Genomic DNA, 23,937 nt, shown 5'->3' on the forward strand with positions numbered 1-23,937 from the left:
GTCATAAAAAGCTGTATAATATGCGCCGTTTTCAATAGCTATTAATCTGTTTTCTGGGGGTAGGATGCCACTTAATGCACCTGTTATTACTATCGATGGCCCTGGTGGCGCGGGTAAAGGTACGATCAGCCGTTTAGTTGCCCAGCAACTGGGATGGCAGTTACTCGACAGCGGCGCCATATACCGGGTGTTAGCGCTGGCGGCGATGCATCATCAGATTGATGCCGCTGATGAAGCAGCGCTGCAACCACTGGCCGCGCACCTGGATGTGCAGTTTGCCAGTGACGAAGCCGGTAATACCCTGGTGATCCTGGAAGGTGAAAATGTTAGCCACAGTATCCGTACGCAGGAAGTGGCTGAAATGGCATCAAAAATTGCGTCCTTACCCACAGTGCGTGAAGCACTGCTGCGTCGCCAGCGCGCCTTTGCCGAACAACCGGGTTTAGTCGCCGACGGCCGTGATATGGGTACAGTCGTATTCCCACAGGCTGAAGTTAAAATCTTTTTAACCGCCACCGCGCAAGAGCGCGCCAACCGGCGCTTTTTAGAGTTGAAACAAAAGGGTTTTGATGTTAATATCGGCGACCTTTTAAGCGAAATCCAGGCCCGCGACGATCGGGATACCAATCGCGCGACGGCACCGCTAAAACCGGCTGCGGACGCCTATATGCTGGATTCGACCGGTAAAACTATTGAACAAGTGCTGCAAGAGGTGCTGCAGGTGGTGCAAGGCAAATTGCCTGTGCACAACCGGTGAACCAGGCCGAAGCTGCATGTTGGACAGCCAGTAACACGGATGCTTACTGGTAAATTTAGCAACCCCATAACACAAGATGTGAAGTGGAGCACTTAACCGAAAAAGTGACTATGACTGAAAATTTTGCTTTATTATTTGAGGAAAGCCTCAAAGCCATCGAAACCCGCCCAGGTGCCATCGTTAAAGGTACTGTTGTTGCTGTTCTGAAAGACGTCGTTATGGTTGACGCCGGTCTGAAATCAGAAGCAGCCATTCCGGTTGAGCAGTTCAAATCTCTGAGCGGCGAAATCGAAGTGAACGTGGGTGACATCATCGACGTAGCCTTAGACGCTATCGAAGATGGTTTCGGTGAAACCTTACTGTCTCGCGAGAAAGCTAAGCGTCATGAAGCCTGGGTTCGCCTGGAAAAAGCTTGTGAAGACAAAGAAACTGTTATCGGTGTTATCACTGGTAAAGTTAAAGGTGGCTTCACGGTTGAAGTTGACGGCATCCGCGCTTTCCTGCCTGGTTCATTAGTAGACGTACGTCCGGTACGTGATACAGCACACTTAGAGCACAAAGAGCTGGAATTCAAAGTTATCAAGCTGGATCAGAAGCGTAACAACGTGGTGGTATCACGTCGTGCCGTGATCGAATCTGAGAGCAGCCAGGAACGTGACCAGCTGTTAGAAAACTTAGAAGAAGGCATGGAAGTTAAGGGTATCGTTAAGAACCTGACTGACTACGGTGCTTTCGTAGACTTAGGCGGCGTAGACGGCTTACTGCATATCACTGATATGGCGTGGAAGCGCGTTAAGCACCCAAGCGAAATCGTTAACGTTGGCGACGAAATTCCAGTTAAAGTACTGAAGTTCGACCGTGATAAGCAACGCGTATCTTTAGGCCTGAAGCAAATGGGCGAAGATCCGTGGGCAGCTATCGCTTCACGTTACCCAGAAGGCGCGAAAATTTCTGGTCGCGTCACTAACCTGACTGATTACGGCTGCTTCGTAGAAATCGAAGAAGGCGTAGAAGGCTTAGTACACGTATCTGAAATGGACTGGACCAACAAGAACATCCACCCATCTAAGGTTGTTAACCTGGGTGATGCAGTGGAAGTTATGGTTCTGGAAATCGATGAAGAACGTCGTCGTATTTCTTTAGGTCTGAAACAGTGTAAAGCTAACCCATGGGAAGAGTTCGCTAAGGGCTTCAACAAGGGCGATCGCGTAAGCGGTAAGATCAAGTCTATCACTGACTTCGGTATCTTCATCGGTCTGGACGGCGGCATCGACGGTCTGGTTCACTTATCTGACATCAGCTGGAACTCTACCGGCGAAGATGCAGTTCGTGAATTCAAGAAAGGCGACGAAGTACACGCTGTTGTACTGCAAGTTGACCCAGAGCGTGAGCGTATCTCTTTAGGTATCAAACAACTGGACGAAGATCCGTTCAATGATTACCTTGCTGACAACAAAAAAGGTGCTATCGTTAAAGGTGAAGTTTCAGCCGTTGACGCTAAAGGCGCTACTGTGATGTTAGAAGGTGGTGTTGAAGGTTACGTTCGCGTGTCTGATATTTCACGTGATCGCGTTGAAGACGCTACTACAGCGCTGAAAGTTGGCGAAGCCATTGAAGCCCGTCTGATGGGCGTGGATCGTAAGAACCGCGTAATCAGCCTGTCTATCAAAGCCAAGTTTGAAGCTGAAGAAAAAGAAGCTATGGATAACATCAACAGCAAGCAACAAGATGCTGACTTTGGTGTAAACGCTATGGCTGAAGCATTTAAAGCTGCTCAAAAGCAGGACTAAAATGCCAGTGAAGCAGGGGGCCTAAGCCTCCTGCTTTCTCTACACGCAGGTATGCCGGAGGGTCTATGACCAAATCTGAATTAATTGAAAAGCTTGCCACCAGTTTCCCCCATATTCAGGTCAAAGATGTTGAAGCGTCTGTAAAAGAAATTCTGGAGCAGATGGCACAATCGCTTGCTTCCAGCGAACGTATTGAAATTCGTGGTTTTGGTAGCTTTTCGCTGCATTATCGCGCCCCCCGTGTTGGCCGTAATCCAAAAACCGGCGACAAGGTTGAGTTAGATGGCAAATACGTGCCACACTTCAAGCCCGGTAAAGAACTGCGGGATCGGGTTAAAGATAACACCTGATAGTTATTGCTTGTTATCGGCAAACTTAACGGAGCTGAGTGTTGCGTAGACTGGTTTTTATTTTTTTCACGCTGCTGGTAATCTTGCTGGGTTTTTTACTCGGCTCCACTAATCAACAACTCACTGAGCTGAATCTACTGGTCGTCAGACTGGAATTGCGCGTCGTCGATATCGCCGTGATTTTTTTACTCACCGGCTTACTGCTGGGCCTGGTATTCAGTTTGCTCTTCTCGCTACAACGCAAAACCCGGGGCTGGTTTAGTAAAACCGCTGATAAAGCCTGACCGCTATGCCTGAACTGCTATTTCTGTTACTTCCTGTTGCCGCTGCTTACGGTTGGTTTATGGGACGAAATAGCCTGAAAACCAAAGAGCTTAAGGGCAGGGCTGACGTTACCCGCAATCTGTCATCTGGTTTGAACTTTCTGCTCACCGATCAGGAAGATAAGGCTATCGAGCAACTGCTGGAACTGCTGGATATTGAAGCCGCTACTATTGATACCTATCTGGCACTGGCAAACCTGTTCCGTCGTAAAGGCGATTGGGACAAGGCGATAAAAATTCATGAAAAGCTGCACCAGCTAAAACTGCCAAAAAGCAAAGCACAGCAGATCCAGTTTGAGCTGGCAAAAGACTACTTTTCAGCCGGTTTGTTTGACCGCGCCGAATACCTGCTGTTACCACTCACCGATAATGAGCTACTGCGCGAAGCTGTGCTGAAACAGCTATTCAGTATCTTCCTGGCCACCCATGAGCCACAAAAAGCCGTAGCATTGCAACCGGCGGTTGAAAAAACCCAATCGCGTAGTTTGCGCATTATGTTGGCAAATATGCAAATTCAGCATCTGGAAAAGAGCCAACAGCTGGATCTGAACCGCCTGCAGCAACTGGCAGAGCATTTTCCACAAGCGATCCGGCCTCGCGTTGCGCTGGCCCGTCAGGCATTGGCTGAACAGCAGCCGGCAGTGGCGAAAGCGGCAATACTGAGTGTGTTAAAGCAGCGCGTACAATGGGCGGCAGAGCTGCTGCCATTATTGCAGCAATGTCAGTTGGACGCGACCGAATGGCAACAGTTACTCAGCCCACTGGCAGACAAGCATAATATCAGTGCCTGTTTGTTACTGACGGACCACCTGGCTGAACATCAGTCTGCCGCCGCAGCAGAGCAATATTTATTACCTAAACTGCGGCAACAGCCGAATATCCGCTTATTCCAGAAATTATTGCAGCTGCGTCAGCAGCAATCGGCGTTGGCTGCCGAGGCACTGATCTCGGTGGAAGAGCTGGTAAACGCCTATCTCGACTCCAAAGCCCTGTATAGTTGCCGCAGTTGTGGCTTTAAAACCCGTCAACCTTATTGGTTATGTCCGTCCTGTCAGCAGTGGGAGACTGTAGAACCCATTGCCGGGATCGATGGCCGTTAATTTTTAGCTAAAGGATATCTCATGTCTTGTCGTTCGCCTGTGATTGTTGCGCTGGATTTCGAACAGCAGCAGCAAGCGCTTAATCTGGTTAGCCAGTTAGATCCCAGCCTGTGCCGGTTAAAAGTGGGCAAGGAGATGTTTACTCATTTCGGACCTGACTTTGTTAAAGCCCTGCAACAGCGAGGCTTTGAGGTTTTCCTGGATCTGAAATTTCATGATATTCCGAATACGGTAGCCAAAGCAGTGGCGGCAGCGGCCGAGCTTGGCGTTTGGATGGTAAACGTCCACGCCAGTGGTGGTAGCCGCATGATGCAGGCAGCCAAAGAAGCGCTACTGCCTTTTGGCGCTCAGGCCCCCAAACTGATCGCCGTGACTGTGCTAACCAGTATGGAGCAATCGGATCTCACTGAGCTTGGCATAATGCTAACGCCGGCACAGCAGGTACAAAAACTGGCGGCATTAACTGCTGCAGCGGGCCTGGATGGCGTGGTGTGCTCTGCGCAGGAAGCGACTTTGTTAAAACAGCAATTTGGTCAGCAATTTCAACTGGTCACCCCGGGGATCCGCCCGGCAAACAGTGCTGCAGACGATCAACGCCGGGTGATGACACCCAAGGCAGCACAACTTGCTGGCGTCGATTATATGGTCATTGGCCGGCCAATCACGAAAGCCGCGGATCCACTTGGCGCCTTAAAGGCAATTGTTGACGAACTTGCCTGATTTTTAAGCTAAAAACCAGCAATTTACGTTAAAGGCTGGTAAAAGCCCCGCCCAATCCGCTATTCTCGGTACAGCGGCACCGGATCCTGGTGCACTCCATACTGCCAGTTACCGCTGGCAGTATGCTGTTAGCGGAGCAACATAAATGGATGGAATTAACCTGGCCATACTGGCCGGCGCCTTATTGTTCTTTATCAGTATTATCGCCACGCTGATTTCGGCGCGGCTCGGTGCACCTATGCTATTGGTGTTCCTGCTGATTGGAATGGTCGCCGGTGAGGATGGAATAGGGGGTATCCAGTTCGCTAACCCTCAGATTGCCTTTTTGATCGGCTCCATCGCGCTGGTGATTATTCTGTTCGACGGCGGTATGCGGACGCACCCGGAGCGATTTCGGGTTGCCTTGGCGCCGGCGTCGATGTTAGCAACGCTCGGAGTAGTGATTACCTGTGGCACTGTCGGGGTGGCAGCTGCCTATTTACTTGGCTTGGGTTGGATTGAAGGTTTGTTGCTTGGCGCGATCCTAAGCTCTACTGATGCTGCGGCCGTATTTTCGATTTTCCAGTCACAGCGGCTAAAAATTAAAGAGCGGGTGGCGTCGACATTGGAGATCGAATCCGGTAGTAACGATCCGATGGCGGTTATTCTGACCCTGACGCTGGTTTCGCTGCTGGCTCAGGACAAGGCGCTGGACGCTTTTGTGTTGGTGACCTTTTTACAGCAAGCCGTGGTCGGTGGTGCTATGGGATATGGTGCGGGCAGGGTGTTCGTATTCTTGTGCCGTAAATTGCCGCTAAGCTTTGCTTTTTTTCCACTACTGGCGGTGGCCAGCAGTATTATGATTTACGCACTGACGAACTCCTTTGGTGGCAGCGGTTTTCTGGCAGTTTACCTGATGGGGTATATTGTTGGTAACGCCCGTTTACCTCAGATCATCCATATTCTGCGAATGCACGACGGGTTAGCCTGGATCAGCCAAATCAGTATGTTTTTAATGTTAGGTCTGCTGGTTTCACCCGGTAACCTGATGGACCATCTGTGGCAGGCATTATTGCTGGCGGGCGTACTGATTTTTATTGCCAGACCACTCGCTGTATTTATCTGTTTGATCCCGTTCAAATTTCCGATGCGGGATCAGCTCTTTATCAGCTGGGTTGGCTTAAGGGGCGCGGTGCCTATTATTCTGGCGCTGTTTCCATGGCTGGCCGGTGTGCCAAATGAGCATCTGTATTTTGATGTCGCCTTTGTAGTAGTTATTGTCTCGCTGGTGCTACAGGGCTGGAGTTTGATCCCGGTAGCCCGTTGGTTAAAACTGGAAGTTCCGGCAGAGCTTGAGCCTGACCAGGCCATGCCTCTGGATGCCGTTCCGTCAAAAGATGTGATGGAAGTACTGGCCTATAAAGTGACATCACGTTCACCGGTGCTAACCATGCGCTGGCAGCAACTCGCAGTGCAGCTGCCGGTACAGTATCTGGGGCTGATCCGGGACGGCGATTGGTTACAGGCCAGTGAAGATCCTGCCATCGCCGCCGGTGATACCATTATGGTGTTGTCGCATTTAAAACATGTGAAAAAGCTAAGTGAAATGCTGGCTAGTGATGCTGAAAAGAGCGTTCTGGATAACAGTAACTTCTTCGGTGATTTCTTACTCAATGGCGCTGTTAGCCTTGGCGATTTAGATGCGTTCTATACGATTAATATGGCTGAATTGAATCGTGAACAGACGCTGTCTGCCTATATTAGCGAACGTTTCCATCGCCGGGTGGTAATCGGTGATCAGGTGAAACTGGATCAGTTACTTTTAACGGTTCGTGAAATGAATGAGCAAGGTGACATTACCCAGGTTGGTATTAAACCGCTGCAAGATTGAGATTTGAGCTAAAGTGCAGACTACAGCGTATAGCTGCTTATGTGCTGTAACATAAAACATTATTGGATTTGGTAATGCCAACAACTGCGGCTCAACACTGCATGCTGTGCCAACGGCAAGTTGAATTAACCTTTCATCATCTTATTCCAAGAAAAATGCATCGCCGGGCGTTTTTTAAAAAGCATTATGACAAAGCTCAGCTTCAAGCCGGCATTATGCTTTGTAAACTGTGTCATAAGACTATCCATCGGTTTTACGACGAAATGACCCTGGCGAAAGAATACAACAGCCTGGCATTTCTGCTAACGAGCGATAAAATCCAACAACATATCGAATGGGCTAAAAAGCAACGCCAGACTGTACCTATTTGACCAACAACAATCTATGGGTTTTGCTTAGACCATTGGCGCTCAAATTCGCGACGTTGGTCGGCTTTATCCTCTGCACAGAATACAAAATCCTCTGGCGCAGTATCTCTGCTGCGACAACGAGCAGGGATCTTGTAAAAAGCATCCCAGGCAGCACTTTTTTCAGGTGAGAAAACGTGGTTTCTAGCACTGAAATTTGCCCTGGGTGAGCGTGTAACAGAAGACGTTGTAGCGGAAGAGCTTGTTGTTTGCTCAGAGCGCACTGGTGTTTGGATTGTACTTAACCGGCGTTCCTGGACTGGTTTCTTACAATGGGTTGATATGAGCATAAATAGCTCTCGATCGCGTTTGTTCAAATAATTGCGTTCAGAAACACCATAACCACTGTTAAAACGCTTTCTAATGGTTTCACGCTCTGCATTGAGGGAATCACATCGGCGCTGGCTGTATTGGTCGTTAGCCAGTGCCGCAAGAGGAAAAATTAATAACGCTGCAGTAAGTATCCGCTTCATTCAACATCCTGTCATAGAGGGTTACATATTTTATTACTTAACCTTAAGCGAAAATGATGCCGGAGAAAAGACTAATAGTTATTGCGGTTAGTCTGCTAAAGTGATTAAGCTCATGGGATGAGGTACTAGCGCCCAAAGGGTTGGTGGGACCAGTTATGTTAGTTTTTAAAGCTGTTTTTGCCTAAGTTGCAATAGCCCATAATGTATATTATGTTAAATGTATTAAATGCTGGAAATGTCTAAGCAACTGTATTTGATAGATTTAGTGTTATAATCCTAACTTCGGATTTATAGCGAGTTTTGAGAACAGCTTATATGCAGGTATTTTGGTACTTGGTCACTGCTCTACTTTGGCCATTATTACTTTGGCAAGGCAAGCGCCTGCGCAAGCTGGCTGTGCGGTTACCGGAAGCCACTGGTGACAGAGCTGGCAGTATTGCTGCAAGCAATGCTGCACAACAATCTGTATTAAGAGTTTTGATTTGCGGTGACTCGGCGGCAGCCGGTGCCGGTATCGCTTCGCAGCAACAAGCGCTGGCGGGCTATCTTACCCGGGCGTTAGCGGTTGCAAACTCAGTAGAATGGCAATTAGTCGCGCAAAGCGGTCTTTGTTGTAACGGGCTGGTTAAGTTACTACAAGGTCTGCCAGAGCAACGCTTTGATCAGATCTATGTTTCGATTGGCGTGAATAATGTCTCTGCTCTGACCGGAAATCGCCAGTACCGCGAGCAGTGTCGGGAATTACTCACATTGCTTAGCACACGATTTCAGTCGCCGAAGATTATTATCAGCGCCATACCACCGATGCAGCAGTTTACCGCATTACCCTGGCCGTTAAATCAGTGGCTTGGGTTGAAGGCGCGACTATTAAACAAGGTTTTAACGCAAGAGCTAGCCCATTGGCCCAATGCAGTAATGGTTGATGCTAAGCTGCCGTTAAGCCCGGAGCTGCTGGCAGCAGACGGCTTTCATCCTTCAGCAAAAGGTGCGGCGCTTTGGGCGCAATTACTACTGGAAACCGCTGCTACAGACTGTGAGCAAACCTAAGATAAGTGTGATAACGATGAATGATAGCGATCTACCCTACTCGCAAGCCTGTGAAAATAATAAGTCCCCTATTCTGTCGGTATTAAATCAGGCTTTTGCCAATTGCCAGCAGGTACTGGAAATCGGCAGTGGTACTGGCCAGCATGCGGTTTACTTCGCCAGTCAGCTAGCTCACCTTAGCTGGCAAAGCAGCGATCAGCACTGCAATTTACCGGCACTGGCTGAACGGATCCGCCGTGCGGCGCTAGCCAATTTACCGCCACCATTGGCACTGGATATCAGCGATGACAGCACGCCCGAGCAGCGATTTGATGGTATTTTTACTGCCAATACCTTGCATATTATCAGTTGGCCACTGGTTAAGCGCCTGTTTAGGCGCTTAGATGAATTTGCCGCACAAGAAGCAACGCTATGTATCTATGGGCCTTTTAACTATCAAGGCGAATTCACCAGCGCCAGTAACCAGGCTTTTGATGCCAGCTTAAAAAGTCGGGATCCGGCGATGGGTATTCGCCATAGCGAAGACATTCTGCAACTGGCGGCGGCAGAAGGTTTTTTGCTACAGCAGGATATCGCGATGCCGGCAAATAACCGGCTACTCTGGTTTAAACGCTAGCCGCTGCTTCAATACCCATTTATTCAACCGGAGCTTTATTTAACCAGAGCTTTGTAGGGCAAGGCCGCTGCTGCAGCTTGAAGATAGTGCTGCAAATGCTGATGCTCTTGTTTGAAATAGCCCTGGATCGCAGCTGATAACGGCGTATCAGCAAAACGGTAGGCACCATAGCGTAATACCGGCGCAAAACCGCGTTTAAGCTTATGTTCACCTTGAGCACCGGCATCAAAAAACGATAATCCCTGCTTGATGCAATACTCAATACCCTGATAGTAACAAAGCTCAAAATGCAAATAGTCATTGTGTTCCAACGCGCCCCAGTAACGGCCATAGAGCGCATCCTTACCCCGAAAACAGAGTGCGGCAGCAACGATCTGCTGTGGTTGTTGCGAGTCAAAAGCCGCAAATACTACGATCTGTGTCGCCATTGTTTTCGCCATTAGTTGAAAGCTTTGTGGCGTGATATACCCGTGATGGCCGGAACGTTTAAGGTAAGTGGCCTGATAACAACGGATCAATTGTCGCCAGTGGTTATCGGTAAGCTGCTCACCGGTCAGAGTTTGCAAGCTAAGTCCGGTACAGGCGGCGCGCTCCTTAGCAATTTGTTTGCGCTTGCGCGAGTTCAGCCTAGCCAGAAAGTCGTTAAAATCTTTGTAATGCTGATTTTGCCAGAGAAATTGCACATCATATCTAAGCCATAGCCCCTGCTCCGCTAAGGACGTAGCTAGCTCAGCCTCTGGGTAGAGCCACTGTGCACTATATAGTTTACCTTGGTTTAGCTCAGCTTTTAGAAACTGACAAACCACGTGTAGCACCGCATGTTGATCAGTGCCTTGCCGCATGCCAAGCCTTGGCCCTGTCACCGGCGTAAACGGCAGCGCCGCTACCCATTTTGGATAATACGCTAACGGCAATTGCTGATAGGCCTGTGCAATTTGCCAATCAAACAGATACTCGCCATAAGAGTGAGTTTTTAAGTAGCCAGGTACTAAGGCAACCAACTGCTCGCCTTGCCAAACGGCAAGATGCTGGCTGTGCCAACCGCTATTACCATCAACACTGCCACCTTGTTCCAGCGCCGCTAAAAAAGCCTGGCGACTAAAAGGGTGAGCGTTATCAAATAATGCCTGCCAGTCGGGTTTGGCAATATCGTTAACCGAGTGCAGCCAGCCCGGTTTTAAACCATCATCTGTCATACTCAGACTTAACTTTTATCCTGCTGCGCCAGAAAGTCTTTAAACTCGATGGTATAAAGCCGCAGTAATACCAGCGTTAGCGCAAAAATAATCGGGCCGTAAATTACGCCAATTAAACCAAATAATTGGATACCACCGAGCAGGGCCAGAAAAATCAGTAAGGTGCTCATATTAGAGCTACCCTGCATCAGAATAGGTCTGAGGACATTATCTATCGAGCCCACCACTAACACGCCCCAGCCAGCCAGAAAGAGTCCCCAGCCCCAATCACCGGTAAAGAATAAATATAAACTGGCCGGCAGCCAGATCAGCGCTGTGCCTACCGCCGGGATAAAGGAGGCAAAGGCCATCATCGTGCCCCAGAATAATCCCGGAAAACCGACTATGGCCATGGCAATACCGCCAGCAAGCCCCTGCGCAATAGCAGTCAGCACTGAGCCGAGTACTGCTGAGCGTGCTACCAACTTGGCTTCGCTTAGTAAGGCATCTTTTTGCGAGCGGGATAACGGAATGTAATGCTGAATAGCGGCCACAACTTTATCGTGATCGCGTAATAAGAAATACAGCACAAACAACATCAAGACAAAGCTGAATAACAGACCGGTCAGATCGCCAAGCATCTTGGTACTCAGGTTTAACAACTCTTTACTAAAGCCGGCAGCAAATTCGCTCAGACGTTCAATAATCTGCCGTGGTGTTAAGAGATCGCCGGGGAGCTTATCAGCCGCCAGTGCCTGTAATTGTTGCAGATAAGGATGCTGCAGTAATTGCTCAGCCCCGCCCTGACCCAGCCAAAGATAGATTTGTTTGGTAACCAGCAACCCTTGTTGCACCAGAGCGGCAAACACCAGGCTGGCGGGTACCAGGATCACCAGCACCAACAGCAAACAGGACAAGGTTGCCGCCAGGTTGGGTTTAGTTGGCATTTTGCTACCTATCCAATGGTGTACCGGATAACACAGCAATGATAAGACAAAGGCCAGCACAATAGCGCCTAAGTAAGGTGCCACCAGCAGATAGCTGCCATACAAAGCCAATAGCAGCGCCAGGATCAGTAAATAATGGCGGGATTCGATGGTAAATTTCGCAGGCATGGTAAATCCTTTACAAACAGTACTGGCCGTGTATGTCGGCACTTCATCGTCGTTTGACAGTTAAAAGTTAAATAACATCACGCCCAAGCCTATACTATTTTGCCGGTGATTGTAATCCAGCAAGGTCTCGGCGTAACCGGAAAATAGCTGTAAATGCAGCCGTAAACCATCGGGTTGTTGCTTATTGATTGGATAGGTCAAATCCAGCTGCCAGGAGCCCTTGGAAAAATCCTGCCAGTTCATTCTGCGCGTTAATGAAGCGGTGGCACTGCCCGGTAGCCAGTTCAGTTGTAGCTCGGTACTGCCCAGGAAGTTTGTCAGATCCGGGTTATCGTCTTCCGACAATGATTCAGCAACCCGTTTATTAAACTTCAGCAGAAGTCCAACCTGCTCGCGCTCGAACGCTGCCGCGGTATAAAAGCGGTTCCAGCTGCGCGATAACGGCTCGCTCTGACCATTAGATTGGTGCACAAAACCAAATTGCAGCATCTGTAACCGCCAGCCAAAGGGCAAAGCGCCTAAGTACTCAGCCGTCGGGATAACATAAACCACCTCCGGCTGATAATCAGTACTACGAAAAGGTGCGGAGTCTTCTGAGTTCCACAGCTGCCACATCGAGGTCTGGGTATAGGCAAACCAGAGATCGGCATTGGGCAATAGCCAGTCTTCAAGAATTTTCGCCCGAAGTGATACCTGCAGCTTGGTTTCAATATCTTTATAGTTTTCCTGCAGCTCGGCACCGCTGCGGGTTGGACTTGCCGGTTGGCGGTTTACACCGCTACTGTAATGCACCGGCAAAATAAAGTTAGGTTGATAGGTACGCACCCGAAAGGTGCCGCGTTTATCCTGTTCGGTAAGTTCCCACAAGCTTTGTAGGATGGTAGCAACTGGAATTACCGGCGCAGCTGTGACTGGCTCGGCGTCCGTCGTATCGGGCTGTTCTGCTACAGTTTGGGCAACCGCCGTTACTGGCTGTCGCTCAGCCAGTAAACGCTGCTTTTGCATGGCTTTGACTATATCGTCATAACAACTGAGTCGCTGCTGATCGGCAAGGGCTAAACATTGTTCCAGACGTTGCTCCGCCTCAGCGCCCAGTGCCGGGTTAACAATACCCAAGGCGACGGCCAAAGCAATTAATCTCTGCATAAATTACTCCCTGTAGCGATCTCAAACTAACTTAGTGTACGGGATAAAAATGACAAATAGCTGAACTGAAGTGTAAAAAATGTCTTAATGGCCTTGTAGTTTATCAATATCGGCCCGATTTAGAATAAATACAGATCACAGGAGCATAGGATGACAACCTCATATACCCCACCCGCAGTCTGGCAATGGCAGTCTGAAAATGGCGGCGCCTTTGCCAGTATCAACCGCCCGGTTTCCGGCGCTACTCACCAGCAGCCTTTACCCGTTGGCGAACATCCGCTGCAACTTTATTCACTGGCGACGCCCAATGGCATAAAAGTCACAATCTTACTGGAAGAGTTATTAGCTGCCGGTCATGCGGCTGAATATGATGCCTGGCTTATCAGCATCAAAGACGGTGCGCAATTTGGCAGTGGCTTTGTCGAACTGAATCCTAACTCGAAAATTCCGGCATTATTTGACCGTGACCGCGGCATCCGGGTATTTGAATCTGGCTCAATTTTGTTGTATCTGGCAGAAAAATTTCAGGCCTTTTTACCCACTGAGCCTGGCGCCCGAACTGAAGTGATGAACTGGTTATTCTGGCAAATGGGTAGCGCCCCCTTTGTTGGCGGCGGCTTTGGTCATTTTTACGCCTATGCGCCGGAAAAATACGAATACCCGATCAACCGCTATGCTATGGAAACCAAACGTCAGTTGGATGTGCTGGATAAGCAGCTGGCGCGCCAGCCCTTTGTTGCTGGTAACGAATACAGCATTGCCGATATGGCAATCTGGCCCTGGTATGGCGGCCTGGTATTGGGCCGGCTTTACGATGCAGCTGAATTTTTGGATGTCGGCAGCTACCAGCATGTGTTGCGCTGGGCACAACAACTGGACGCACGTCCGGCGGTAAAACGCGGCTATCTGGTAAACCGTAACTTTGGTGATACACCAGGTCTGGCTGAACGCCACAGCACGGCTGATTTTGCGCCCTTCGGTTTGTAAAAGTAGGCGCCGGCAGTGGCGCCTACTTTTTCGTTTATCCGGCTACCAATTGGCCCGCAGCCTTAACTTGCTGCCGCAGCTCCAGCTGCAAGCTTTCCGGTAACTTTAGCTGTCTGGCCAACTCGGTCAGATAGCTACGCTCCATAAAGCTCTCTTCATCGATCACCAGCAAGGTCGCCATATACATCTCGGCAGCCAGTTGTTCTGAGGTAGCTAATCTTGCCACCGCGGCCGGATCCAGTGGTTTTTTCAGTTCAGCATCAACAAATTGCCGGATCCCGGCATCCGTGGTCAGTCTGCTGATTTCCTGCTCAATCAGCTGTAGCTCACGCTCATCAATATGACCATCCGCTTTTGCAGCAGCAATCAAGCAGACCAGAATGGCACGGCAACCGCTTTCAGTATGCAGCTCGGCCGCTGTGCTGCTTGCTGGCTGATTTCCCTGTTGCTGCTGCCAGTTACCATAGGCCTTGTAAGCCAGTACACCAAGCGCGGCCAGGCCACCGTAGGTTAGCACCTTGCCTCCGAGTTGCCGGCCCTTTTTACTTCCCAGCAAATACCCTAGTGCGCCGCCGGCTACGGCAGCACCGGCCCGACCTTTTAATAAGTCATTGATGCTACCACCGGTGCCCGGTGCACCAGTCAGCCCTGTACCATTACTCAGTAATTTGTTAAGAAAATCTTTATTTAGCATAGCCGGCTCCTTAGTTAAGATTTTGCTTAGAGCTTACGGCGGTAAATTAATTCCTTGGTCTGTTTTTTATATTGCCGGACAATTCGCCGCCACCCGATAGCCCTGTTGCTCGGCTTCAGATATGGTTTGGAAAATCACCCGGTTTGCTGGCGCCATACTTTGATAATTGGGGCAATCCGGCCGGTGATAGATTTTGGAGTTGCGGTTAGCATGGATTGGACCTGTCACTTTGCTGCTGCTTTCCACTTTGGCAACCTGCGTGTCGTTGCGGTTGTCCCAACCGGCAGCGGTTAAGCCAATGCCGCTGGTAGCAAAGCCTAGCTGCCAGCTTTTTTCACCGGTTACAAAAGGATTATTACGCCCGGTCTGCATAGCTGTGCGCTGGTGGATCTGCCGCTCTTTCTCTGAAACCGGATCCTGACTGTGCCAAGCCAGAAACATTTGCTGATCCTGGCGGCTTAATTTCAGGTTGTAGCGATCGGCCATATAAAACGCCACCCGCGCAATATCGCCGCGGATATCTGCCTTGGGCTGAACCTTACGCTGTTTGGTATCAATCCGGATATCACAGCGGCCAAACTGACCGCTGAATTCTTGCCCAACCATACCAAAGGGCAGATCGGCCCGCAGACCATTGATCTGTCCTACGGCATAGGTCAGATTAAACAGATCAGCTTCAATCAGGTTAAATAACGGATCCTGTTGCTGGCAGTTCTTACGGCCGCCGTTTTGCCAGCATTTTAATTGCTTCCCCACCCAGGAGATCGGAATAATATGCTCCACTTCTGAACGAGCCGCTCTGGCCAGCGTTGCCTCACTAGGGGTACCCCGGGGCGCATAGACTTCGAAGCCACAGCTTTGATGATCAACCCGACCACCACTGCGTCCAACCCAACTGATCGCACAATCGCAATAAAAGGTACGTTCATGGCCCTGATAAATTTGCTTGAGGGTAACTTTGGCCTGTTCAAAATTGCCTGGATTGGCAAATACCGGACTGCTAATGCTAAGCAGCAGAATAACGAGCAAAACGTATCTGATCACAACAACTACCGCGCCGGCCGTGGACGCTCTGATGACTGCAAGTCAAAACCGGCCTGTTCTGACTTTGATCCTGTTGCGAACCCAATTTGTCCGCCAACCCTGATCTTAACAGTAAACACCTTGCAGATTAAAGCTTGCGATCTGCTTAACCTGACGCCAGACCAAGGTCAGATTGTGCTTTTTTATTAAAACAGGTATAACTTGAATACGCTCAAATAATATTAGTCCGGGTCTGATGTCAAAGTTGTTGCAACCCTTGCTACTTCTACTGGCGATATGCTGTTTCAGTGCTGTTGCAGACATAGACTATGTGTTTAGCCCACCTACCGATAAGCTGACCGCCCGACAGTCTTCGGTTTATCACATCACTCAGGACCAGCATGGCTTTATGTGGCTGGCAACGGACAGCGACGGACTGTTACGGTTTGATGGCAGCGAAAGCGTTAATTGGCTAAGTGTCGCAGAAAGTGGTTTACGGCGGCAAAATGTCGATAAATTTGTATTAGAGAATAATGGCGCTATCTGGATGGCCAGTTGGGGTCATGGTTTAACCTATCTCGCTGCTGCAAACGATGTTCAGTACAATTTCCGGGCCGATAGTGGCGATCCTGACGCGCTGGCATCTGATCGGGTACAAACCTTATTTCTGGATAGCAAGCAACGTTTATGGATTGGTACTGTCGCGGGGGTTAACTATATTGATTTAGCTAACCCCAGGGAGATCAAGCGTTATGCGGCGCCGGAGCTCGAACATCCATTGCATAAGAACCGGATCTGGTGGATCACTGAATCGGCTGAAGGTCTTTGGTTTGCCACCGCTGACGGCATAGTGCTGCTTAATACAGAGCAGCAGGTAAAACGCTATCTGTTGCCGCAACCGGAAAAAAATATCCTTGAACGAGCGCGTGAAGTACGCGCTATTCAGCATTTTAGCTCGGGTATCTGGGCCAGTTCGGCCACGGGGGTTTATCAGTATCATTCCGGCTGTGACTGTTTTGCCCGTCTGGAAATGCCGGCGCAAGTCGCCTCTCCCCGAGTAAATGTACTTTATCAAAGTCCGGATAATTATTTATGGGTCGGCAGCACCGAAGGATTATTTTTATATGATACCGAGGCTAAGCAGTGGATTAAAAATCGTCAGGGCTTTAATTATCTGCCGGATGTCGATGTCCGAACCCTCTATGAAAACGCCGACAGCCAACTCTGGGTAGGTAGCCGGGATCAGGGACTCTTTATCGGTAATCCGCAACAACGGGCTTTTCAACCCTTGAGTAGTCAACTACCGAGCCCCCTGCAACAGGCGGCAAGTCGTTTGATTAGTGCCCTGTATCAGGACCAGCAACGTAATATCTGGATAGCCGCACACGGTGCCTTAATCTGGCTGGAGCATGCCAGCAACCAGTGGCATCAGGTTCTGTATCGCCAACAACATAATATTCGCAAAATTTATCAATTTGCTTCGCAGCCTGACGGCTCGCTCTGGCTGGCGACAGACAGTGGCTTATATCAAATGCAGGATGGCCGGCTTAGACCAGAGCTGACGCCTTTTGAGCTGGCAGGTATTCCTCCGGGCGCTATTACTGCCTTTCATATCTCTACTGACGGCGATTTTTATCTGGGGGTTTGGCAGCGGGGTCTACTTCGCTGGCAACCGCAAACGCAGCAGGCGACTATTAGCCTGACTAACCTGGCGACAAACAGCGGCGACCAGATTTATCAGATCGTCACTGATCAAAGCGGCAATCTATATGCAGCAACCCGTTACTCCGGATTGTATAAAAGACCTGTCGGGCAAAGCTGGCACCAGGTAGAAACCGGTGTCGCCAATCTGGTTGAAGGATTTAATTGTGTATTACCTGTCGCTGAAACAATAGTTTGGCTTTGCTCCGAATATGGGCTGTGGCGCCTTGATCTACAAAGCGGCAGCAGTTCACAATTTTTAACCGAGCAAGGACTGCCAAGTGTCTTTATTACCGGCGCCTTCCTCGATCAGCAACAACGGTTATGGGCTTTGACTAATCATGGTCCTGCCCGCTTTAATGAGCACAGCCAACGTTTTACCAGTTATAGTCTGAATGATGGCCTACCCGATCTGACGATGCAGCGTAATGCCCATCTATTGTTACCCGACGGCAGCTTTTTGCTGGGTACCGCTATGGGGGTCGCCAATAGCAAATTTGATATAGAGGCCGAGTATATGCCTGTGCCCAGAGTCGCGCTGAGCCAGGTTGAAATCGATGGCAGAGATCAGACCCGGCATTATCCTGTTAATCAGACGCAAATTGCGTTACCGGCTAACTTTCGGGAATTGGTGATCGGTGTCTCAGTTCTGGACTACCGTGAACCAGACAAAAACACTATCCGATACCGTCTGCTAGGGTTTTCATCGAACTGGAGTAGCGCAACCCGTAACCGCGAATTACGTTATTTAGGCTTAGCTCCCGGCAATTACCTGTTAGAAGTGATTGGCCAGAATAGTCAGGGTATCCAATCCGCAGAGCCATTGCGAATCCAAATTCAGGTCGCTGCACCCTGGTGGTATTCACCTTACTTATGGATTGTCTCTGCTGTCGTTTTCCTAACTACCTTGTTATTAAGTGTCTATCTGCGAGAGCTTAATTTAAGAAGACGCAACGCACGTCTGGCCGGCCTGGTTAGTGCCAGAACGCAGGAGCTTGAATTGTTAGCACAACAACTGCAAAACAAAGCTGATCATGATGAGCTAACGGGGTTATTAAATCGCGCCGGTTTTACGGAACACTTTCAACGTTTACGTTTACAGTTACAACGCAGTCAGCAATCTCTTAGCCTGGTGTTAATTGATCTGGATTATTTCAAGAGCATTAATGACCAGTTTGGTCACGCCGCAGGTGATGCCGCCCTGCAGCATTTCGCTGCTAAGCTAAGTACAAGGGCGAGAGGCAGCGATCTGACTGGGCGCTGGGGAGGCGAAGAATTTATTCTGGCTCTGGCGGACTGTACAGCAAGTGATGCCAAAGTATTTTGTGAGGCCTTACTACGAGAGATGCAGCAGGAGCCCTGCTCATACCAGGGCGCCATATTAAAGCTGAGCGCGACTTTCGGCATAGCGCAGCTACCCGTCAGTTGCAGTTCGCTCGAACAGTGGGTAAAACTTGCCGACGACGCCCTCTATCAGGGCAAGCATCGTGGTCGCGCTCAGGCCGTTATCGCAAAGCCGACTCAGCTGCTCACCAATTGATGCGCGACCTGAGTCCCCGTTAGCAGGTTATCATGCAGCGGGCAGCGGGCGCATACTTCATCAAGAAAGCGTTGCTTCTGCTCCACCGACAGATCGGCGTCAATCTCAGCCAGGATCCGGATCTGTTGAAAGCCTGCCCGCTCGATCGTCGCCTTGCCCATCAGCGCATCTGGGTCATAATCCCCCTCGACGGTGATCCGCATCCCGTGTAGTGCGATTTTCTGTTGAAAGGCGGCAATCCGGCCAATAGTGGCAATACAGCCGCCAACGGCAAAAAGTAACATCTGCAAGGGCGTCGGCCCCAACCCAGTCCCTTTTGCTGTAACAGGCTGATCAATCATCAGCTGGTGCTCACCGATCCGGGCCGCTACGGCAAAGCCATCCTGCATGACACTTTCAACACTAACAGTTTTAAGCATATTAAACCCCTTTAATTTATTCTGCGCTAATATAAAGCCAATTCTCAAGTAAAATGCTGTTCCAGATCAAAACTATGGCTGGTCTGCAATTTGGCTGCATTGCCCCTTGGAGTCGGATTTAACATTGAAAGTTAGATGATTTGAGTATAAATCCGGCGATCAGTAGTGGATGTTCCGTTAAAACTGGTATTCCGTTGCGGCTTTTATTAGTGTAGCGCCTTTTCTTCAAGGGCCGGAAATCGATATGAGCACTGTCACATTATTTGACCAGCTGCAAGATGCAGTAAAAGAACTTATCAGTAAGAATATCAAATTACAACAACAGTTAAATAACTTACAAGAACAGCACGAGCTGTTACAACTGGAGATGATGGAGAAAGACGACAGTCAGGCAAAGCTCGCTCAGCAAATGACGCAATTGTTAACTGAGCTTACTCAACAACCTCAATGAGTGTTCGACCTTATAGTATTACCATCGCCGGGCGACACTACCGTTTTAAGGCTGAGTCGGATTTAGAGTTAGTGTTGCAGCAGGTTGCCAGCGAATTAGAACAGCGGATAACCTTACAGGCTACACAGCAACCGCTGGCCAGTCGTGACCAATTACTTATGCTGACAGCGGTAAATGTATTGGCTGAAATGAAACAACAACAAGCCACGTTGGCCAATTTACTCAAAGCAATCCAAACAAGCACCCAGGGCTAAGCCCTGGGAGTAAAATTACTATTAACTGCTGACGCGGCGGTAATTACGGTACTCCGGTCGCCAGAAATTATCTTCAATTTTTTGTTGCAGCGCATTGTCGTCCAGCTCCAGCGCCAGGCCCTGCTGCATCGCGACCTTAGCGACAGCAAAGGCAATCCTTTTACTTAACGCAGCGAGCTCAGTAAAAGGCGGTAACAAGCCCCCTGTTCCGGTGTTAGCCAGAGGCGAATTCGCTGCCAGGGTTTCACTGGCAGCACGCAACATCTCGTCTGAAATCAGTCTGGCGTTTGCGGCTATTACCCCCAAACCGATACCCGGGAAAATATAGCTGTTGTTACACTGGGTGATCAGAAATTCACGCCCCTGATAATGAACGGGCTTAAAGGGGCTACCGGTCGCAACAATCACGTCTCCCTCTGTCCACTCAATCACCTGCTCTGGTGTTGCCTCTACCTGCCGTGACGGATTACTTAATGGAAAAATAATCGGCAAGGCACAGCCCTTTTTCATCGCGCGGATAATCTGCTCAGTAAATAATCCAGCCTGACCAGATACCCCTATTAACACGGTAGGCTGAGCACAATGCATTACGTCTAACAGGCTTGGATAGTCACCGCTAAAGCTCCAGCTGGCAATTTGCGCACTGCTTTGCACTAGAGCTTGCTGGAAGTCACGTAAATCCGGCATGGTATCGGTAAGCAGTCCGAAGCGGTCAACCATATACACCTGACTACGCGCCTGAGCTTCAGCTAAACCTTCTGCCACCATCTGGCTAATAATCGCCTCGGCGATACCGCAGCCTGCAGAGCCAGCGCCGACGAATACCACTTTTTGCTGATGTAATGGCACACCTTTGCTACGGCAAGCCGCAAGCAAGGTCCCTACCGTTACTGCAGCAGTACCCTGAATATCATCATTAAAACAGCGCACGCTGTCACGATAGCGCTGCAGAATCGGCATCGCATTGGGCTGGGCAAAATCTTCGAACTGAATAATGGCTTCCGGCCAACGCCGTTTTACCGCCTGAATAAAGAGGTCAATAAACTCATTATATTCCTCCTGCCCAACCCGCGGTTGCCGTAGGCCCATATACATAGGATCGTTAAGTAATTTTTCGTTGTTAGTGCCCACGTCCAGCATCACGGGTAAGGTATAGGCCGGGCTGATTCCGCCACAAGCGGTATAAAGCGACAACTTACCGATAGAAATGCCCATACCGCCTATGCCCTGATCACCCAGGCCCAGCACCCGTTCACCATCTGTTACCACTATGACTTTGACTTTGCTTTTCGTTGCATTACGCAGCACGTCATCCAGATTATAGCGGTCTTCATAGCTAATAAAGAGCCCACGGGCACTGCGATAAATATCGGAGAACTGTTCACAGGCGTCACCGACCGTCGGCGTATAGATAATGGGCAACATTTCTTCCAAATGTTGCTGCACCAACCGATAAAACAGCGTTTCGTTATTATCCTGAATAGCGCGCAAATAAATATGCTTATTAATCGGATCTTCAAAGCTCCGATATTGTTGATAACAGCGGCTCACCTGCTCTTCGATGGTTTCATAACGGGGCGGTAGTAAACCTGTCAGGTTAAAGGCGGCACGCTCCTGCGCTGAGAAAGCACTTCCTTTGTTCAATAGTGGCGTTTCAAGTAAGGCCGAACCTGCATAGCCAGTATACAGTGGTCTTTTCGACAAATTGCTTGTAGACATGATGTGATCCGAATAACCAAAAGAAAGCCGGCACAACCGGCTATAAAGACGACATTAATAGATAGTACTTATCCGGGGGTTAAGAACGGATAATACAAATAACCCTTCAGTATTGCAGAAGTCGATGGCTTTAAGTAAATCTGCTTGAGTTAACTGCAGTGTTTCTAATAAGAAAGGATCAACCAGCGTTTTGATGCTATACAATTCAGGATGCTGATTGGCCAGTGCCAATCTCACTGCTAAATAAACAATGAGATCCTCCGGACTTCTTGCCTCGTATTGACTGTTGTGCTGCAATGCAACGGGATCTGCAATCGCATCAGGCAGCTGCCAAAGATGCAACAACTCTGCACCACAACTTGCGTAAGTAAAACCTAATTTGCGTTGTTGCAACTGCCAGGGCTTTATCTCAGAACTGTATTGCTGACACTCAGTTGCTATCTCAGCATTTTGCTGAGCCACTACCAACTCGCCAATGTTATGTAATAAGCCAGATACATAGGTGCGATCGGCGGATTTAAGGCTGATATGGGTAGCAAGGTATTTTGCAATTAAGGCAGCATTGACACTTTGCTCCCAAAAGCGCTCTAAATCGATAGCGGTGCAATTTATTTGGCTACAGGCGGAGCTGATACCAATACTCAGGATCAAATTATAAACCTGAGTTTTTCCAAGAACTAGCAGAGCCTTACTGACAGAATCTACCTGATAGGGTAAACGATAAATTGCTGAATTAGCCAGCTTTAATAACTTTGATGTCAACACCGGGTCTAATAAGATAACTTCAGCAATATCATCCAAACTCGCCGTATCGGATTCCATCAACTCCCGCACCCGGAAATAACTGTCAGGTAAAGAAAATAGCTCTACTACATTCTGCGCATATTGTAACGCATTCATCTTAGCTTCTCCGGTTGTCACAACCTACCGACTGAGTAAAACAGCGCCTGATGTAAAATGACCACGCTGCTACGAACACCTTTTTACTAAGTGTCGCTGTTGTGATGGATTTTACAAGGTTTTCCGGAAAAATCTTAGTAGTTTTTTCGCCAGCCGCACTGGACAGACCCCGTTATAAAAAACGCAGCCACCAGAGACTGCGTTTTTCGGATCAAGCCAGCGACTGAATAGCGTCACCCGTATACGTCAAACAAGCTGGCGTTTAGCCACAGATGTGCGAAAATCGAGGCGATGTAACCCAGCGCAATTACCGGAGCCCATTTCAAATGGCCAGCAAAGGTGTACATGCCTCTGGCCTGGCCCATTAATGCCACCCCGGCAGCAGAGCCAACCGACAGCAGGCTTCCGCCAACGCCTGCGGTAAGTGTAATCAGCAGCCACTGGCCATGTGACATATCTGGCTGCATCGTCAACACCGCAAACATCACCGGAATATTATCAATTACGGCGGAGATCACCCCTAAGGCAACGTTGGCATTAGTTGGGCCCCATTGGCTATATAGCAGGTCGGACATCACGGCCAGATAGCCCAGAAAGCCCAGGCCGCCAACACACATCACTACACCATAGAAAAACAGTAAGGTATCCCATTCAGCGCGTTGCACCTTACTGAATACATCAAAGGGCACCACACCACCTAAGCGCCGTAAACGTTCCATATCCCCCGCCCGCTCTGCCATAGCGCGTTTACGGGCCAGCGAACCTGGTAACGTCATACGCAGGAAATAGCCAAAGAACTGCAAATAGCCCAGGCCCATCATCATACCCAGTACCGGTGGCAGATGCAGGAAGGTATGACAGGCAACAGCTGTGGCAATAGTAAATCGGCGAACTCGAGCAAGTTATGTCTGAAAGCATCTTCGGCCACGTTTGGCATGCCATTTTGCACATAGACCCAACCAATCAGGATCCAAATCAGACCTGCTGCAACCAGCACCGGTTTTGATTTGCGCATATGCAATTTTTCTTCGCCCATCACCAGCGTATAAGCCAGCACAAAAATGGCGATACAAATAAAACCGATAGTTGAATACGTCAGGGAGAGCTAACCAGCTGCCGCTGCCAAGGCGGCGGGGCTGGCCAGCAACAGCGCGGCACAGCAGGACAAAACACTTAACGTTCGCATGATTAAACCTGTTACTTTTTTGCACAAATTTAGTTGAGGGTAAGTTGCCCGTAGGCTGGGCGGCCGGATGGTAACACATCCGGGCGCTAAGAATGTCAGATGAATGGCAAAAATACCACGATAAAATGCAGAATTAGACCAAAGTGGTACAGAGTTGCTTAAAAAGAAAACAGG

The 23,937-nt window shown here is 49.3% G+C and carries 22 protein-coding genes and 2 pseudogenes; 14 read left to right on the forward strand and 10 right to left on the reverse strand.

All coding sequences use genetic code 11. The annotated features are described in order from the left end of the window. The first annotated feature begins 64 nt into the window (after nucleotides 1-64). The 8 genes and pseudogenes from cmk to AEST_RS08755 all read left to right on the forward strand — a co-directional run bounded on the left by cmk (nucleotide 65) and on the right by AEST_RS08755 (nucleotide 7,281). Complete coding sequence (gene cmk / locus AEST_RS08720) at nucleotides 65-757, forward strand: (d)CMP kinase (RefSeq protein WP_008608517.1); 693 nt, start codon at nucleotides 65-67, stop codon at nucleotides 755-757. A gap of 110 nt (nucleotides 758-867) precedes the next feature. Then, entirely contained in the window at nucleotides 868-2,547 is a 1,680-nt protein-coding gene (gene rpsA, locus AEST_RS08725; protein WP_008949235.1) for a 30S ribosomal protein S1, read from the forward strand. Nucleotides 2,548-2,588: 41 nt separating this feature from the next. Then, a pseudogene (gene ihfB / locus AEST_RS08730) lies at nucleotides 2,589-2,897 on the forward strand (integration host factor subunit beta); the annotation flags it as partial. 38 nt (nucleotides 2,898-2,935) lie between these two features. Further along, nucleotides 2,936-3,181: a DUF1049 domain-containing protein gene (locus AEST_RS08735; protein ID WP_008608520.1), complete on the forward strand. Its 246-nt coding sequence runs from the start codon at nucleotides 2,936-2,938 to the stop codon at nucleotides 3,179-3,181. 5 nt (nucleotides 3,182-3,186) lie between these two features. Continuing rightward, nucleotides 3,187-4,320 carry a tetratricopeptide repeat protein gene (locus AEST_RS08740; RefSeq protein WP_008608521.1) on the forward strand — a complete coding sequence of 378 codons (1,134 nt, stop codon included), beginning with the start codon at nucleotides 3,187-3,189 and terminating at the stop codon, nucleotides 4,318-4,320. Between the two features lie 21 nt (nucleotides 4,321-4,341). Further along, nucleotides 4,342-5,040 carry an orotidine-5'-phosphate decarboxylase gene (gene pyrF, locus AEST_RS08745; protein ID WP_008608522.1) on the forward strand — a complete coding sequence of 233 codons (699 nt, stop codon included), beginning with the start codon at nucleotides 4,342-4,344 and terminating at the stop codon, nucleotides 5,038-5,040. 145 nt (nucleotides 5,041-5,185) lie between these two features. After that, complete coding sequence (locus AEST_RS08750) at nucleotides 5,186-6,910, forward strand: potassium/proton antiporter (protein WP_008608523.1); 1,725 nt, start codon at nucleotides 5,186-5,188, stop codon at nucleotides 6,908-6,910. A gap of 74 nt (nucleotides 6,911-6,984) precedes the next feature. Next, nucleotides 6,985-7,281, forward strand: coding sequence for an HNH endonuclease (locus AEST_RS08755; RefSeq protein ID WP_039925310.1), 297 nt, complete (start codon nucleotides 6,985-6,987; stop codon nucleotides 7,279-7,281). Nucleotides 7,282-7,292: 11 nt separating this feature from the next. On the opposite strand, the gene AEST_RS17170 is transcribed toward AEST_RS08755, so the two are convergent. Continuing rightward, nucleotides 7,293-7,790: a hypothetical protein gene (locus AEST_RS17170; protein ID WP_008608525.1), complete on the reverse strand. Its 498-nt coding sequence runs from the start codon at nucleotides 7,788-7,790 to the stop codon at nucleotides 7,293-7,295. Nucleotides 7,791-8,105: 315 nt separating this feature from the next. Here AEST_RS17170 and AEST_RS08760 point away from each other — a divergent pair, with 315 nt between their 5' ends. Both AEST_RS08760 and AEST_RS08765 read left to right on the forward strand, forming a co-directional pair. Next, nucleotides 8,106-8,837 (forward strand): SGNH/GDSL hydrolase family protein, encoded by a 732-nt coding sequence (locus AEST_RS08760; protein WP_008608526.1) that lies wholly within the window; start codon nucleotides 8,106-8,108, stop codon nucleotides 8,835-8,837. A 16-nt stretch (nucleotides 8,838-8,853) separates the two neighbouring features. Beyond that, a complete protein-coding gene (locus AEST_RS08765) occupies nucleotides 8,854-9,453 on the forward strand; it encodes a DUF938 domain-containing protein (protein WP_008608527.1) in 600 nt (199 codons plus the stop codon). A gap of 35 nt (nucleotides 9,454-9,488) precedes the next feature. On the opposite strand, the gene AEST_RS08770 is transcribed toward AEST_RS08765, so the two are convergent. The 3 genes from AEST_RS08770 to AEST_RS08780 are packed head-to-tail and all read right to left on the reverse strand — an operon-like array spanning nucleotide 9,489 to nucleotide 12,889. Then, nucleotides 9,489-10,649, reverse strand: a complete 1,161-nt coding sequence (locus tag AEST_RS08770; RefSeq protein WP_008608528.1) for a GNAT family N-acetyltransferase — start codon at nucleotides 10,647-10,649, stop codon at nucleotides 9,489-9,491. Between the two features lie 8 nt (nucleotides 10,650-10,657). Further along, nucleotides 10,658-11,743 (reverse strand): AI-2E family transporter, encoded by a 1,086-nt coding sequence (locus AEST_RS08775; protein WP_008608529.1) that lies wholly within the window; start codon nucleotides 11,741-11,743, stop codon nucleotides 10,658-10,660. Between the two features lie 60 nt (nucleotides 11,744-11,803). Then, a complete protein-coding gene (locus tag AEST_RS08780; protein WP_008608530.1) occupies nucleotides 11,804-12,889 on the reverse strand; it encodes a phospholipase A in 1,086 nt (361 codons plus the stop codon). Between the two features lie 150 nt (nucleotides 12,890-13,039). On the opposite strand from AEST_RS08780, the gene yghU reads away from it, so the two are divergent. Beyond that, nucleotides 13,040-13,876 (forward strand): glutathione-dependent disulfide-bond oxidoreductase, encoded by an 837-nt coding sequence (gene yghU / locus AEST_RS08785; protein ID WP_008608531.1) that lies wholly within the window; start codon nucleotides 13,040-13,042, stop codon nucleotides 13,874-13,876. Nucleotides 13,877-13,910: 34 nt separating this feature from the next. Here the strand turns inward: yghU and AEST_RS08790 are convergent, their stop codons facing one another. Further along, the gene (locus tag AEST_RS08790; RefSeq protein WP_008608533.1) at nucleotides 13,911-14,570 is read right to left on the reverse strand and encodes a tellurite resistance TerB family protein; all 660 of its coding nucleotides are present in this window, start codon (nucleotides 14,568-14,570) and stop codon (nucleotides 13,911-13,913) included. A 66-nt stretch (nucleotides 14,571-14,636) separates the two neighbouring features. Beyond that, entirely contained in the window at nucleotides 14,637-15,614 is a 978-nt protein-coding gene (locus tag AEST_RS08795) for an endonuclease (RefSeq protein ID WP_039925312.1), read from the reverse strand. A gap of 235 nt (nucleotides 15,615-15,849) precedes the next feature. Between AEST_RS08795 and AEST_RS08805 the strand changes: the two genes are divergently transcribed. Next, nucleotides 15,850-18,834 carry a ligand-binding sensor domain-containing diguanylate cyclase gene (locus AEST_RS08805; RefSeq protein ID WP_238534581.1) on the forward strand — a complete coding sequence of 995 codons (2,985 nt, stop codon included), beginning with the start codon at nucleotides 15,850-15,852 and terminating at the stop codon, nucleotides 18,832-18,834. Here the strand turns inward: AEST_RS08805 and AEST_RS08810 are convergent. Then, entirely contained in the window at nucleotides 18,816-19,253 is a 438-nt protein-coding gene (locus AEST_RS08810; RefSeq protein ID WP_008608538.1) for an OsmC family protein, read from the reverse strand. The genes AEST_RS08805 and AEST_RS08810 overlap by 19 nt on opposite strands. A gap of 244 nt (nucleotides 19,254-19,497) precedes the next feature. Here AEST_RS08810 and AEST_RS08815 point away from each other — a divergent pair, with 244 nt between their 5' ends. Together AEST_RS08815 and AEST_RS08820 are read left to right on the forward strand one after the other, a co-directional pair. After that, nucleotides 19,498-19,704 carry a hypothetical protein gene (locus tag AEST_RS08815; protein ID WP_008608539.1) on the forward strand — a complete coding sequence of 69 codons (207 nt, stop codon included), beginning with the start codon at nucleotides 19,498-19,500 and terminating at the stop codon, nucleotides 19,702-19,704. Further along, nucleotides 19,701-19,958 (forward strand): cell division protein ZapA, encoded by a 258-nt coding sequence (locus tag AEST_RS08820; RefSeq protein WP_008949211.1) that lies wholly within the window; start codon nucleotides 19,701-19,703, stop codon nucleotides 19,956-19,958. The genes AEST_RS08815 and AEST_RS08820 overlap by 4 nt, the downstream gene beginning before the upstream one ends. 21 nt (nucleotides 19,959-19,979) lie before the next feature. Here the strand turns inward: AEST_RS08820 and AEST_RS08825 are convergent, their stop codons facing one another. The 3 genes and pseudogenes from AEST_RS08825 to nhaD all read right to left on the reverse strand — a co-directional run bounded on the left by AEST_RS08825 (nucleotide 19,980) and on the right by nhaD (nucleotide 23,676). Next, a complete protein-coding gene (locus AEST_RS08825) occupies nucleotides 19,980-21,677 on the reverse strand; it encodes an NAD-dependent malic enzyme (RefSeq protein WP_008608541.1) in 1,698 nt (565 codons plus the stop codon). Between the two features lie 54 nt (nucleotides 21,678-21,731). Next, nucleotides 21,732-22,577 (reverse strand): HDOD domain-containing protein, encoded by an 846-nt coding sequence (locus AEST_RS08830; protein WP_008608542.1) that lies wholly within the window; start codon nucleotides 22,575-22,577, stop codon nucleotides 21,732-21,734. 233 nt (nucleotides 22,578-22,810) lie between these two features. After that, a pseudogene (nhaD, locus tag AEST_RS08835) lies at nucleotides 22,811-23,676 on the reverse strand (sodium:proton antiporter NhaD). Between the last annotated feature and the right edge of the window lie 261 nt (nucleotides 23,677-23,937).

The sequence above is a fragment of the Alishewanella aestuarii B11 genome (genome assembly GCF_000280055.1).
GTDB lineage: Bacteria > Pseudomonadota > Gammaproteobacteria > Enterobacterales > Alteromonadaceae > Alishewanella > Alishewanella aestuarii.